Source organism: Nonomuraea sp. C10 (assembly GCF_008017515.1).
GTDB classification, from domain to species: Bacteria; Actinomycetota; Actinomycetes; order Streptosporangiales; family Streptosporangiaceae; genus Nonomuraea; species Nonomuraea ferruginea.
This window is the reverse complement of sequence record NZ_VPFF01000001.1, coordinates 2,579,812-2,592,221: the sequence shown is the minus strand read 5'-3', so window position 1 is coordinate 2,592,221 and position 12,410 is coordinate 2,579,812. Positions and strand designations below refer to the sequence as shown.

13 protein-coding genes are annotated in these 12,410 nt (G+C 70.4%); 8 read left to right on the top strand and 5 right to left on the bottom strand.

Annotated elements, in window-relative coordinates; genetic code table 11:
• The first annotated feature begins 49 nt into the window (after positions 1-49).
• The 3 genes from FR742_RS11780 to FR742_RS11770 all read left to right on the top strand — a co-directional run bounded on the left by FR742_RS11780 (position 50) and on the right by FR742_RS11770 (position 2,469).
• Positions 50-502: an SRPBCC domain-containing protein gene (locus FR742_RS11780; protein ID WP_148030997.1), complete on the top strand. Its 453-nt coding sequence runs from the start codon at positions 50-52 to the stop codon at positions 500-502.
• Complete coding sequence (locus FR742_RS11775; protein ID WP_148030996.1) at positions 499-1,698, top strand: AarF/UbiB family protein; 1,200 nt, start codon at positions 499-501, stop codon at positions 1,696-1,698. Before FR742_RS11780 ends, FR742_RS11775 begins: the two co-directional genes overlap by 4 nt.
• A 75-nt stretch (positions 1,699-1,773) precedes the next feature.
• Positions 1,774-2,469 carry a winged helix-turn-helix transcriptional regulator gene (locus FR742_RS11770; protein WP_148030995.1) on the top strand — a complete coding sequence of 232 codons (696 nt, stop codon included), beginning with the start codon at positions 1,774-1,776 and terminating at the stop codon, positions 2,467-2,469.
• Here FR742_RS11770 and FR742_RS11765 read toward each other — a convergent pair.
• From FR742_RS11765 to FR742_RS11750, 4 genes are all read right to left on the bottom strand, one after another.
• On the bottom strand, positions 2,411-3,040 hold the full coding sequence (locus FR742_RS11765) for a TetR/AcrR family transcriptional regulator (RefSeq protein WP_187281103.1): 630 nt from the start codon (positions 3,038-3,040) through the stop codon (positions 2,411-2,413). The genes FR742_RS11770 and FR742_RS11765 overlap by 59 nt on opposite strands.
• A gap of 52 nt (positions 3,041-3,092) precedes the next feature.
• Entirely contained in the window at positions 3,093-4,025 is a 933-nt protein-coding gene (locus FR742_RS11760) for a hypothetical protein (protein ID WP_148030993.1), read from the bottom strand.
• Between the two features lie 181 nt (positions 4,026-4,206).
• Entirely contained in the window at positions 4,207-4,587 is a 381-nt protein-coding gene (locus tag FR742_RS11755; protein WP_148030992.1) for a VOC family protein, read from the bottom strand.
• Positions 4,588-4,606: 19 nt separating this feature from the next.
• A complete protein-coding gene (locus FR742_RS11750; RefSeq protein ID WP_148030991.1) occupies positions 4,607-5,818 on the bottom strand; it encodes a cytochrome P450 in 1,212 nt (403 codons plus the stop codon).
• 128 nt (positions 5,819-5,946) lie between these two features.
• Here FR742_RS11750 and FR742_RS11745 point away from each other — a divergent pair, with 128 nt between their 5' ends.
• Positions 5,947-6,570 carry a hypothetical protein gene (locus tag FR742_RS11745; protein ID WP_148030990.1) on the top strand — a complete coding sequence of 208 codons (624 nt, stop codon included), beginning with the start codon at positions 5,947-5,949 and terminating at the stop codon, positions 6,568-6,570.
• Complete coding sequence (locus FR742_RS11740) at positions 6,567-7,826, top strand: AarF/ABC1/UbiB kinase family protein (protein WP_148030989.1); 1,260 nt, start codon at positions 6,567-6,569, stop codon at positions 7,824-7,826. Before FR742_RS11745 ends, FR742_RS11740 begins: the two co-directional genes overlap by 4 nt.
• Before the next feature lie 8 nt (positions 7,827-7,834).
• Here the strand turns inward: FR742_RS11740 and FR742_RS11735 are convergent, their stop codons facing one another.
• Positions 7,835-8,245 (bottom strand): SRPBCC domain-containing protein, encoded by a 411-nt coding sequence (locus FR742_RS11735; protein ID WP_148030988.1) that lies wholly within the window; start codon positions 8,243-8,245, stop codon positions 7,835-7,837.
• 445 nt (positions 8,246-8,690) lie between these two features.
• On the opposite strand from FR742_RS11735, the gene FR742_RS11730 reads away from it, so the two are divergent.
• From FR742_RS11730 to FR742_RS11720, 3 genes are read left to right on the top strand one after another with little or no spacing between them, the layout of a single operon-like run.
• Complete coding sequence (locus FR742_RS11730) at positions 8,691-9,587, top strand: DUF1702 family protein (RefSeq protein WP_148030987.1); 897 nt, start codon at positions 8,691-8,693, stop codon at positions 9,585-9,587.
• The gene (locus FR742_RS11725; protein ID WP_148030986.1) at positions 9,587-11,491 is read left to right on the top strand and encodes a CRTAC1 family protein; all 1,905 of its coding nucleotides are present in this window, start codon (positions 9,587-9,589) and stop codon (positions 11,489-11,491) included. The genes FR742_RS11730 and FR742_RS11725 overlap by 1 nt, the downstream gene beginning before the upstream one ends.
• On the top strand, positions 11,488-12,408 hold the full coding sequence (locus tag FR742_RS11720) for an RnfABCDGE type electron transport complex subunit D (RefSeq protein ID WP_148030985.1): 921 nt from the start codon (positions 11,488-11,490) through the stop codon (positions 12,406-12,408). The genes FR742_RS11725 and FR742_RS11720 overlap by 4 nt, the downstream gene beginning before the upstream one ends.
• Positions 12,409-12,410: the final 2 nt, after the last annotated feature.

Below are 12,410 nucleotides of genomic sequence, written 5' to 3'. Positions count from 1 at the left end.
CGGCGACCGGCCCGTTCCGCCGATGATTTGGGCGTGCTAACGTGACGCCATGTCCGTGGACAGAGATTCGTCCGCCGTTTCCATCCACCGGCATTTAGACTGCGCTTTCCCCGAGTTATGGCTGTCGGTGACCGCGCCCGAGTCGATCTCCGCCTGGTTCACGCCGTGCGCCCGGGGCTCTGACGGACGCTACCGGCTGCGGTTCACGGAAGACTCCGGTGAGTCCTATGTCAAACACGCGACGGTGCTCCGCTACCGGCGCAGGGAGGACGCGGGCGAGTATCGCTTCCTGCTGGAGGACCCGGGTCATCACGACAGCGTGGTGGAGGTGAGCGTCAGCGGGGCGCCGGGCGGCGCGGTCCTGACGCTGCGGCACCTCGATCCTCCCGCGGAGCTGGCCGACGGGTACGCCCGCGGCTGGGCCGACTACCTGGACTCCCTGGAGCGGCACCTGGCGGCCTCCCGCCAGGACGCGATCCGGCGTCCGGAGGGCGGGAGATGAGCTCCGCGGCCCGGTCGGCCGTGCGGATCGCGCAGGTCGCCGTCGTGGTGTGCGCCACGGCGGCGTCGCTGGCCTGGGCCGTGGTGCGGCACGGCCGGCGGGAGGGGACGCTCAGGAGGGCGGGCGCCGTGGTGAGCGCGGCCCTGTGGCGGCTGGGCCCGGCGTTCATCAAGGTCGGGCAGATGCTGTCGAGCCGCAGGGACATCCTCCCCGCCGCGTTCTGCGAGGAGCTGGAGGAGGGCCTGGCGCGCGGGCGGGCCGGCGCCGGCGGGGCGGACGTGGAGATCGGATCCGTGGCCACCGTGGAGCGGCGCCAGGTGGACGGCGCCGACGTGGCGGTGAAGACGGTCCACCCCACGGCCGCCGAACAGCTGCGGATCGATCTCGGCCTCATCACGGCCATGGCCCGGGTCGCGGGCGTCCTGCTCCGGCGCTCGGGGCCCACGCTGGAACGGGTCGTGCATGAGATGTGCGAGTCGGTCCGCGGGCAGACCGACCTGGTGGCGGAGGCGGCCACCCTCAGCCGGCTCGAAGACCTCGAACTCGTCCTGCCGGTGGTCTTCCCCCGGGTGCTGCCCGGGCAGAGCGGGCCGGGCGTGCTGACGATGACGTGGATACCGGGACAGGCCGGCGGCCGGCGGTTCCGCGATCCCCGGCGCACCGCCAAGCGGCTCGTCCTGACGGTGTACGAGATGCTCTTCATCACCGGCGTCGTCCACTGCGATCTGCACCCGGGCAACTGGTGGGAGCTGCCCGACGGCCGGCTGGCGATCGTGGACGCCGGGTTCACCTACGAGCTGGACGAGGAGATGCGGACGCATTTCACCGAGTTCTTCCTCGGGATGTCCAGCGGGAACGCCGAGATCTGCGCCACGCACGCGCTGGCGGCCGCGGCCCGGCCGGTGCCGCCCGAGGCCGAGAAGGCGTTCCGCCGCGACATGGAGGGCCTCATCGGCTCCGTCACGGGGCTGACGGCGGGGGCCTTCTCCCTGGCGGGGTTCGCCGCCCGCTTCTTCGCCGTGCAGCGGCGGCACCAGGCGTTCTCACGGGCCGAGTTCATCTTTCCTCTCATGGCCCTTCTGGCCATAGAAGGGCAGGTCAAGCAGCTGGATCCGGGAATCAACTTCCAATCTCTGGCGGGCCCCGTCGTGTTGCGCTCCATCGTCGCGCGGGCCCGCGCCGAGCGCGTCCGCTGAGCCCTGCCACGCGCTCACCTCGCCGGCGACGGCTTCCCGAGGCATCGCCGGAGCATCGCTATACACTTTCTTAGTATGGTGAACGAGTCGGTGGCCCGCGCCGGCGAACGCAGACGTTACGGGCAATACTGCGGTCTGGCCGCGTGCCTCGACGTGATCGGCGAGCGGTGGACCCTGCTGATCATCCGAGAGCTCCTCGTCGGCCCTCAGCGATACAACGAGCTGCTTCACAATCTTCCAGGCATCGGCACCAACCTCCTCGCCGAACGGCTCCGGTGGCTGACCCGCCAGGGCGTCGTCCGGCAGCACCCGCGGCTGAGCGGCAGGGGGCACACCTACGAGCTGACGTCCTTCGGTGAGGAGCTCCGCGAGCCGGTGCTCGGCCTGGCCCGGTGGGGGCTGAACGTCCCCCACTCCTTCAGCGCGGAAGACGAGGTGCGGCCGCAGTGGGGTGTCCTGGCCGTCGAGGCGCTGATCAGGAAGGACCAGATCCCCGACGTCGACGAGTCCTACGAGTTCCTCGTCGACGACCAGGTGTTCCACATCGCGGTGCGGGGCCGGCAGATCTCGGTCGTCCAGCAGGGCGCCGAGGACGCGGTCCTGCGGGTCTCGACCGACGCCAAGACGTTCGTGGACATCGGTTCCGGCCGGCTCTCGCCCTTCGAGGCCGTGGTGACCAAACGGCTGAGCCTGGAGGGTGACCAGGAAGCCCTCACCCGCTGTTCCCGTCTGCTGGGGCTGCTTCCCGGCCCCCGCCCGACCGCGATCTGAGCGTCTCCAGGTACGCGTCTATGTCCGCGGCCAGCGGGGGAAGGTCGACCGCCGGGTTCGGCGACCGGGCGAGCAGCATGCCGCCTTCGCAGATCAGCGAGAAGACGAGCTGCGCGCGGGCGGCCACCGTCTCCGGCGCTCCCCCGCCGGCCAGGCGCAGACCGGCCAGCAGGACCCGCAGGGTGTGGCCGTGCTCCAGCTCCCGCACGGCCTCCCAGCCCATCAACGACGGGGCGTCGAGCAGCACGATCTGCCGGAAACCCGGATCCAGGCAGTGCTCCAGGAAGGTGCGGACGCCGTTGTGCAGGGCTTCCCACGGGTCGTCCTCCTCGGCGGCGGCGTACTCCAGTCTTGCCGCGATCTTCTGCTGCTCGCGGATGAAGACGGCGCGGAACAGCTCGATCTTGCTACCGAAATGGTGGTAGACGGCGCCCTTGGTGACCCCCGCCGCCGCGGAGATCGTGTCGATCGAGGTCGCGGCATAGCCGTTGCCGCCGAACAGCTCGTGCGCGGCGCCGACCAGCCGGGCCGTCGTCACGTCCGAGCGCTCGGCCTGCGTTCGCCTGGCCATGCTTCTCCTCATCAGCTCCGGTTACCGGCCCGCCCGTCGTCCGGGCGGCCCGTCACCAGGGGATCACCGGGTACCAGGGGATGAGCTCGCGTCTGGCCAGCAGCCGTACGTCCCAGTACAGGAAGGTGAAGACCCCGACGACGATGAAGGCCGCTCCCGTGATGAGGGCGAGCCGGCCGGGCCGGGCGGCGAACCAGCCCTGCACCCGGCCGCCCATGACCACCGCGAGCAGGACGAAGAGCACCGTGAGGATCACGATGTTCCCCACGGACTGCAGCATGAACGCCAGCGCCCCGTAGAGCGGGTTGTGGCTCTCGGCGGCGTCCCGGAACAGCTGCCGGAACAGTCCGTACGGCCGTCCGATGAGGAAGCCGCCGATGAGCGCTCCCATGACCACCATGGGCGCGTTGGGGAAGCGCCGGGTGAGCCGGGCGAGCGGGTCGCGCACGATGCCGAGCGCGGCCAGCCCGAGCCAGACGAACGCCAGCCCGATCACGCCGAAGGCCACCATCGACTGGACGCTCCTGGCCGACAGCTCCCCCGGGAGGGTGGGGGCGGTCGAGAACTGCGGCATGGCGGTCCCGACGATCCCGACCACGGCTCCGTACACGCCGGAGACCGTGAGCATGCCCACGGTCAGCCAGGCGAGGGGCTTGAAGACGGCCCCCACGCGGTCGGACAGCGAGCGCGGCTGTCCGACGATCGGGCAGAGCGCGCCGAGGACGGCGATGTTGCAGGCGGTGAAGGTGCCGCCCAGCCCGGTGGCGAAGGCGAAGACGATGCCGGGCAGGATGCCGTCGAGGACCGTGGCCTCCGGCTCCTGGCCGAGCACGGTGCCGGCGACGTTCTCCCCGATGACCGAGTCGACGAACTCCGCTGACCAGACGACGGTGAGCAGGAATCCGATCAGCGAGCTGATCAGGACGGCCCGCCAGGGATGGCGGATCCCGGCCCGCTCGGCGGGGCGCTGTTCGGTGAGTGCCATGTGGGTCTCCTCTTCGTACCGGCGCGACCGGCGCGCCGGTCGGATCATGGACGTTCGAGGTGCTGGACACGGCTGCGCCGCAGGTGCTGCCTGCTGCCGCGCGGCGCGGCGAAACCCCCGGGACCCGCATGGGCAGCGGCCGATCACGGTTCCCGGGAGGTGGAGCGGTGTGCGGCAGGGCTCAGCGGCCGGCCCAGAGGCCCACGTGGTTGCCTTCCGGGTCGCGGAAGACGGCGCAGTGGCCGTGGTTCCCGCCGATGTCCATCTTCGGCCGGTCCACCTTGCCGCCGGCCTTCAGCACGGCGTCGAGCGTGCCGTCGATGTCGTCCACGAGCAGGTAGACGACGGTGGACTCACCGGTGGGCGAGGGCCGGCGCGCCGACTGGGCGAGCCCTCCGACGGGCGGCCCGCCCGCGCCGGTGACGATCATGGAGTACGCGCCCAGAGGGAACTCGGGGATCTCCTCGTAGGTCCAGCCGAACACTTCCGTGTAGAACGTACGCATTCGTCCTATGTCGTTGACGTGGATCTCGAACCAGGCGACCGCGTCTGACAGGGACACGTGATTCCTCCTCGGCTGGCTAGGGTGTGGCGGCGAACGTGAGCGGCAGGCTGACCACCCCGCGGAACATCGTGCTGCGCCGGTAGACCAGCTCACCGGTGGGAACGGCCTGCCGCAGCTCGGCCAGACCGGCGAGCTGCCCCAGCGCCGCCCTCAGCTCCATGCGGGCGAGCAGGGCGCCGAGGCAGAAGCGCATGCCGGCGCCGAAGGACATGGGCGGTCGCTCCGAGCGGCGGATGTCGAACCTGTCCGGATCCGTGAACTGCGCCGGGTCGCGGTTCGCCGCCCCCGCGAGGGCGACGACGAAGGCGCCCTCGGGCAGCTTCGTGCCGGAGAGGTCGAGGTCCGCCGAGATCTGCCGGCTGTTGGACTGGACCGACGAGTCGTAGCGCAGGCACTCCTCGACGGCGCCCGCCAGCCGGTCCGGTTCGGCGCGTAGCAGTTCCAGCTGCCGAGGATGGCGCAGGAAGGCGAGGACGCCGTTGCCTATCTGGTTGGTCACGGTGTCGTGGCCGGCGAAGACCAGCGCCACGGCCGTGCCGATCAGGGCGTTGGTGGTGATGGGCCGCTGCCCGCCGGTGGCCTCGATCATGGCGCTGATGAGGTCGTCCCCCGGGCTCCTGCGCCGTTCGGCGATCAGCTCGGTGAGGTACTCGGCGAACTGTCCCATGGCGGCCTGGCCCCGGGCGATCTCCTCCGGACTGGCCAGGAGGTCCAGCGTGGGGGCGATGTCGACCGACCAGGCGCGCAGCGCGTCACGGTCGCGGGCCGGCATGCCGAGCAGCGTGGAGATCGTGGCGAGCGCGAGCGGGTAGGCGAAGTCGTCGACCAGGTCCATCTCGCCCCGCCTCCGCAGCGGCCGGAGCAGGTCGCGTGCGGTCTGCTCGATCTCCGCGCCCATCCTCCGGATCAGCCGGGGAGTGAACGCCGGGCCGATCAGGGAGCGGAGCCGCTCGTGGTCGGGGTCGTCCTGGAAGAAGATCGTGTGACGCAGCACCTCGCTGAGCGGGCCGGGGCCGACCAGCGAGGCCCAGAAGTCGCGGATGCCGGCCCGGCCGAACCGGGCCTCGCCCAGGACGGTGCGGACGTCGTCGTACCGGGTGACGTACCAGATGCCGTTCGCGCCGCGATGGACCGGATCGTGGCGCAGCAGCCAGGCGTAGTAGGGGTACGGATCGCGCAGGACCGCGGGGTCCACGGGATCGAACCCGGCGCCGATGGGGACCGTCATCCGGACCGCCCTCCCTCCGTAGCTTTAAACAGCTATACCAAATGTCCCGATATAGGTCTAGATCTGACCATTGTTCGAGGTAAATAGCTATGGTTTATTGAAGTGAAGCCGAAAGCGAGGTGGCGAGAATGTCCGTCGACGCCCGGCCGGCCCGGTTCGATCGTGCCGACCCGCTGATCATCCCGGGCAGCACGCATCACGTGGGGCTGGCCATACGAGGCGAGCTGAAGCTCTTCTTCGCCGACGGGGAGACCCTCGACTGCGACGACGTGCAGGGCATGAGCGCGGTCCGAAGCTCGGACACGGTCACCACGACCCCGGACGGGCGGCCGACCGTCGAGGTGACCCGGCTCATGACCCACTTCCACTCCAACGTCACCGGGCTGCTGATCCAGCAGAACCCCAGCCGGCTCAACCTGGGCCGGCTGACCGGGATCGCGCCGGGGGGACCGGAGCGGCTGCTGCCCGCCGACGTCACCTTCGACCAGTACCTGATCCTCGCGCTGCGCGGCCGACTCCACATCAACATCGACCCGCTGGTGATGGAGGCCAAGGAGATCACCGTGTTCCCGCCGATCGGCACCACGTTCCTGTCGCAGGGGGCCACGCTCTTCTACGACGTGGCGGACCTGCCCGGCGGGATCGCCCAGCGGGAGCCGGGGAACGCGACGCCCAGCCTGGCGCTGGCCTCCCAGAGCGTCTGCGGCAGCCACCTCACCCACTACATCGACATGCCTTCCGCGGATGGATGAGGGCGCCGCCACGTGACCTGCTGCCGCTGGTCGTCCGGGCGGCGCGGATCGGCGGGATCCTGGGGCTGGCCCTCCTGCGGGCGGTCACCGACGTGCGCGGGCTCTTGTCCGGGGTCCCGCCGGCGGCGATCGCCGGGGATCGGCTGGCCTGGGCCTGCGAGCGTCTCGGACCGGCGTTCGTCAAGATCGGCCAACTGCTGAGCACCAGGGTCGACGTGATCCCTCCGGCGGCGTGCCGGGCGCTGGCCCGGCTACGGGACCGCCTCACCCCGCTCCCGGTCGCGGAGGCGGCTCCGGCCCTGCCCGCCGGTCTCGCCGGGCGCCTCGCGGAGCCGCTCACACCGGTCGCGGCCGGCGCGGTGGCGTGCGTCTACCGCGCCAGGCTGGAGGACGGCCGGCGGATCGCCGTCAAGGTGCGCAGGCCGGGCGTCGACCGGGTGATCGCCCGCGATCTGGCCCTGTTCGGGCTCGGCGCCCGGCTGCTCCAGCGGCTGCCGGGGCTGCGTGGCGCGCCGTTCGCGGCCGTGGTCGACCAGCTGGGCGACGCGCTGACGGGGCAGCTCGACTTCCTCGCCGAGGCGGCGGCGTTGCGCAGGCTCCGGGCCGACCTCCGGCACCATCGGGCCGTCCGGGTGCCGGAGGTGCTGACCGAGTTCTGCCGCCGTGACGTGCTGGTGATGGAGTACATGCCGGGACTCGACCGGTCCGGCCGGGGACCGGGCAGGCGGGTGGCCGTGGTGAACGCGCTGCGGGCGATCTACCACATGCTGTTCATCGACGGGTTCGTCCACTGCGACCTGCATCCGGGCAACCTGCACCCGATGCCGGACGGTTCGGTGGTGATCGTCGACGCGGGGTTCCACCGGCAGCTGGCCGACTCCGACCGGCTCGCGTTCGCGGCGTTCTTCTACCGCATGAGCCGGGGGGAAGGGGCGGAGTGCGCCTCGATCGTGCTGTCCACGGTGCTCGGCGGCGCCGCCGGCCACGACGCCTCGGGGTTCCGCGCCGACATGGAGGAGCTGGTGCGCAGCAGCACGGGCGCGCGGATCGCGGAGTTCGATCTGGTGGCTTTCGCCGTACGGCTCTTCGCCATCCAGCGCAGGCACGGCTATTACGCCGATCCGCACTTCGTGTTCCCGCTCCTGTCGCTGATCGTCATGGAGGGGACGTTGCGCGAAGCGTGCCCGGAGGTGGATTTCCAGATGGAGGCGCTGCCCTTCGTGCTGCGCGGGCTCATGCGGCCGGGCGGGGCGTAGGGGGTCGCTCACCCCTCCGCCGCGGCGACCTCCGCGAGCCGGGGCAGAACCGTGCCCTGCCAGCCCTTGCCCATCCGCTCGAACGCCGCGCGGTCGCGCTTGTCGTCGAGGTCGAAGCCCGAATGTTCGAGAAGCAGGCGGGTGCCCTTGCCCTCGACGACCAGGCGCCAGGTCAGGGTCCAGGTGGTGTTGAAGGTGTAGACGAGCCGCTCGTACGGCTCCGCCTCCAGCACCTCGCACGGCACCGAGCCCCAGCCGGGCATCTGCAGGTGGAACCGGTGGCCGACGACCGCGCTGACGTCGCCGGGCGCCCACCAGCGGGCCAGCAGTTCGGGTTTGGTCAGCGCGTCCCACACCTTGGCAGGCGGCGCGGGGATGAACTGGTCGACCGAGATGGACGCGTGGCGGGTGTCGGGCACGGTGCTCCTTGTGCATCGGAGAGCGACCCACCAGATCCTAGGACATCGAAGACACCCTCACCATCAGTGACACAGCTTGAACAGGATGTGCCTCTGTCTCATCAGTGACAATCGCCGAGCCCTTTCGTCGTGCGGCTCTGAACCTGGAGACAGTTGAGCCACTTCGCCCCACTCGGAAACGTGGGCAATTGACTATGACTGGTCGCATTACGGACAGCCGATTATCAAAGTCAACCACGCTCCTATCTGCCGGACCTGGCGCCCGACATGCCAGGTCATCTACCAACATCAGCATTTATAGTTCAAGATTCACATGCCAACCGTACGCGAATTCATGAATCTTCAATTGTCTGGATTTTGGCGTATCCGCCGACCCTTGACCCTTCGCTTGAGAATTGCTTAGTGTCTCCCCCGGAAGGTCATCCAGATCAGACGGGGGACAGCCATGGCGCTCACCCGGCTATTTCGCCTGCCCGAACGCAGACTGACGGGGTTCGTACCAAACTCCAGCCCGGCGAAAAGGCAACTCCTGGAGATTGTCGCCGCCTTTGGAGAAGGGTATAACCGGGCGCTCGACAAAGTTCCCGATGTCACCGATTTACCGCGTCATCTGCACGGATTCGCGATCGAGGGCGCGGCCATGAGCTGCACCCTGCTGGACACGATCACCTTCAGGGGAAACCGCCTGCGCGCTCTCATGGAGAACACCGGAGGCCGGTACACCCACCTGATCCATGTCGGCGCCGGTTGGGCTCTGGCACGCCTGCGCCGCACCCGGTGGCCGGGCCTGGGCGACGAGATGCTCCGCTGGCTGGCCTGGGACGGCTGGGGATTTCACCAGGCGTACTTCATGCCCCGCAAGGTCTTCCACAACCACTGGATCGAGGTGGGGGCGCGCGGCGCCACCCGCCCGATCAGAGACCAGGGAACGGGCCGTGCCCTATGGTTCTACACCGGCTCCGACCCCGAGCTGATCGCCCGGCTCATCGGCACGTATCCGCCGCACCGCAGGAGCGATCTGTGGGCGGGCATCGGCCTGGCCGCCGCCTACACCGGCGTGTCCGGCGGGACGGACGACCTGCTCGCCGTCGGCGCGGGCCACCGGGAGCATCTGGCCCAGGGCGCCGCCTTCGCGGCCAAGGCGCACGTGCTCAGCGGGCACGTCCCGCCCGGGTCGGCGAAAGCCGTCGAGACGCTGACCGGGGTCACACCCGACGTGGCCGCCGGGTGGACGGATCAGGCTCTCGCCCGGATACCCCGGCCCGGCTCCCCCGCGGACTACGAACTCTGGCGCGCCGGGATCCGGAAGACCTTCCACCACCACACCGAGGGTGTCCTGTGATGATCAATTGGTCGGCCCACGCGGTCAAGATCGGCGCCTTCCTCACGATGCTCGCCACAGGCTGGGCTGCGGCGCTGCCCGGCGACCTCCCCGCCGAGGTGGAGCGGGCCGCCGCCGCGTTCTCCTTCGCCCGGCAGCCGCTCAACGCCGCCGACGGCGGTCGCGGCGTGCGCGAGGTCGCCCCCGCCTACCAGGACATCCGACACTGGATCTCCTCGGTCGGGGCCGCGGTCGCGCTCTCCGACCTGGACGGCAACTCCCGCTCCGACGACGTGTGCCTGGTCGATCCGAGAACCGACACCGTCACGCTCCAGCCGGCCCCCCAGACGCAGGACCGGTATCCGCCGATCTCCCTCGTCCCTTCGGGCCTGCCCTACGACCCGACGATGGCGCCGATGGGCTGCGTGCCCGCGGACTACGACGACGACGGCGCCACCGACGTCCTGGTCTACTACTGGGGCCGCTCCCCCGTGCTGTTCCTGCGCGGCGACGGGCCGCTCACCGGCCCGGCCGCGTTCACCCCGCGGGAGCTGGTCCAGCCCTTCCAGGTGTGGAACACCAACGCCCTGTCGCTGGCCGACGTGGACGGCGACGGCCGCACGGACCTGATCGTCGGCAACTACTTCCCCGACGGCGCGCGCGTCCTGGACCCGGCCGCCCGCTCCGGGCCCGAGCTGCGGATGCAGGCCTCCATGTCGAACGCCACCAACGGCGGCTCGAACCGTGTCCTGCTGTCGCGCGGCGGCGGGACGTACGCCGAGGCCGCGGGCGCCTTCGACCAGGAGGTGGCGGACGGCTGGACCCTGGCGATCGGCGCCCAGGACCTCGACGGCGACGGGCTGCCGGAGCTCTACATCGCCAACGACTTCGCCCCCGACCACCTGCTGCGCAACCGGTCCCGTCCCGGCGAGGTCTCCTTCGAGGTCACGCGAGGACCCCGCCACGTCACCACCCCGAAGTCCAAGGTGCTGGGCCAGGACTCCTTCAAGGGCATGGGCGTCGCCTTCGCGGACCTGAACGGCGACGAGGTCTCCGACATCCTGGTCAGCAACATCACCCAGGAGTACGGCCTGCTGGAGAGCAACTTCGCGTGGGTCAGCGGCCGGGGGCGCGTCTTCGACGACGCGGGCACCGCCTTCTACACCGATGAGAGCGAGGCGCTCGGGCTGTCGCGCAGCGGCTGGGGCTGGGACATCAAGGCCGGCGACTTCAACGGTGACGGCGTCAACGAGATCCTCCAGGCCACCGGATTCCTGCGCGGCACGGTCAACCGCTGGGCGGATCTGCAGGAACTCGCCATGACCAACGACGACCTCCTGGCGAATCCCGCCATGTGGCCCGATTTCCATCCGGACGCCGACATCTCCGGGGACAACGTCAACCCCTTCTTCGTCCGCCTCCCCGGCGGGCGCTACGCCGACGTCGGCCAGGCCGTCGGCGTGGCGGATCCGGGCGCGTCGCGCGGCATCGCCACGGCGGACGTCGACCATGACGGCCGGCTGGACTTCGCCGTCGCCAACCAATGGCGGCAGAGCCACTTCTATCGCAACACCGGACCGGGGCGCCCGCCCTTCCTGGGACTTCAGCTGATGCGCCCGGCGGGCGGCTGCTCCAGCAACGCCGAAGCCCTCTCCCCCGCCATCGGCGCGACCGTCCGGCTGGCTGCGGGCGCCCAGGGCACGCGCACCGGCCAGGTCTACCCCGCGAACGGACACGCCGGCGTCGCCGCCGCGGAGCTGATGTTCGCGCTCCGCGCGGGCACCACGTCCGTGCCGGTCGAGGTGACCTGGCGCGACACCTGCGGCCGGGCCCGCACCGCCGCCGTCGACCTCGCGCCCGGCTGGCATCGCCTCCGCCTCGGCGACGACCGCTCGATCACCCCTGTCACGGAGGGAACACCATGACCTCTGCCCAGCGCGATCCGAGAACGGCGGCGCTTCGCAGATTCGCCCTGTCCATCACCGTGTTCAACCTCCTCGGGCACCTCTGGCTCGGCTTCGAGCAGGCGTACATCACCCCGATCGTGGCCGTGGCGTTCGCCTACGCGCTCGACCTCGCGCTGGAGACCGCGGAGGCGAGCGCCGAGAAGCGGACGCCCAAGTACCGGAAAGAAGGCCTGCTGGACTTCCTCCTGCCCGCCCACATCTCCGGTCTGGCCTGCGCCATGCTGCTGTACGCCAACGACCGGCTCTGGCCGGTGCTGTTCGCCGTGGCCGTCGCCATCGGCGGCAAGTACATCGTCCGGGTGCGCGTCGCCGGGAAGAAGCGGCACATACTCAACCCGTCGAACGCCGGCATCGCGATCACCCTGCTGGTGTTCCCCTGGGTCGGCATCGCGCCGCCGTACCACTTCACCGAGTGGGTCAGCGGTCCGATCGACTGGATCATCCCCGCCTTCATCCTCGTCGCCGGGACCATGCTCAACGCCAAGCTCACGGGGAAGATGCCGCTCATCCTGGGCTGGGCCGGGGCGTTCCTCGCCCAGGCCGTGATCCGCACGTGGGTCGACGGCACCGCGACGACGAGCGCGCTGGTGGTCATGACGGGCGTCGCCTTCATCCTGTTCACCAACTACATGATCACTGATCCCGGCACGACACCGGTCAAGCCGCGCAACCAGGTCGTCTTCGGAGCGTCCACGGCGGTGGTCTACGGCCTGCTCGTGCACTTCCACATCGTGTACGGCCTGTTCTTCGCGCTGGTCATCGTGTGCGTCGCCCGGGGCGTGCTGCTCGCGGCGCTGTCCGCCCGGGAGGCGCGCCTCCAGCAGAGCGCCGTGCCGGTCCCCGCCACCTCGGTGGCCGTCCCCAGTTCCAGGTGACC

Excerpts from the sequence above, each read along its gene's own strand:
- FR742_RS11730 (WP_148030987.1), top strand. The coding sequence starts at position 8,691 with ATGGCGCTCACCCGGCTATTTCGCCTGCCCGAACGCAGACTGACGGGG.
- FR742_RS11775 (WP_148030996.1), top strand. The coding sequence starts at position 499 with ATGAGCTCCGCGGCCCGGTCGGCCGTGCGGATCGCGCAGGTCGCCGTC.
- FR742_RS11745 (WP_148030990.1), top strand. The coding sequence starts at position 5,947 with ATGTCCGTCGACGCCCGGCCGGCCCGGTTCGATCGTGCCGACCCGCTG.
- FR742_RS11725 (WP_148030986.1), top strand. The coding sequence starts at position 9,587 with ATGATCAATTGGTCGGCCCACGCGGTCAAGATCGGCGCCTTCCTCACG.
- FR742_RS11740 (WP_148030989.1), top strand. The coding sequence starts at position 6,567 with ATGAGGGCGCCGCCACGTGACCTGCTGCCGCTGGTCGTCCGGGCGGCG.
- FR742_RS11770 (WP_148030995.1), top strand. The coding sequence starts at position 1,774 with ATGGTGAACGAGTCGGTGGCCCGCGCCGGCGAACGCAGACGTTACGGG.
- FR742_RS11760 (WP_148030993.1), bottom strand. The coding sequence starts at position 4,025 with ATGGCACTCACCGAACAGCGCCCCGCCGAGCGGGCCGGGATCCGCCAT.
- FR742_RS11720 (WP_148030985.1), top strand. The coding sequence starts at position 11,488 with ATGACCTCTGCCCAGCGCGATCCGAGAACGGCGGCGCTTCGCAGATTC.
- FR742_RS11750 (WP_148030991.1), bottom strand. The coding sequence starts at position 5,818 with ATGACGGTCCCCATCGGCGCCGGGTTCGATCCCGTGGACCCCGCGGTC.
- FR742_RS11765 (WP_187281103.1), bottom strand. The coding sequence starts at position 3,040 with ATGGCCAGGCGAACGCAGGCCGAGCGCTCGGACGTGACGACGGCCCGG.
- FR742_RS11780 (WP_148030997.1), top strand. The coding sequence starts at position 50 with ATGTCCGTGGACAGAGATTCGTCCGCCGTTTCCATCCACCGGCATTTA.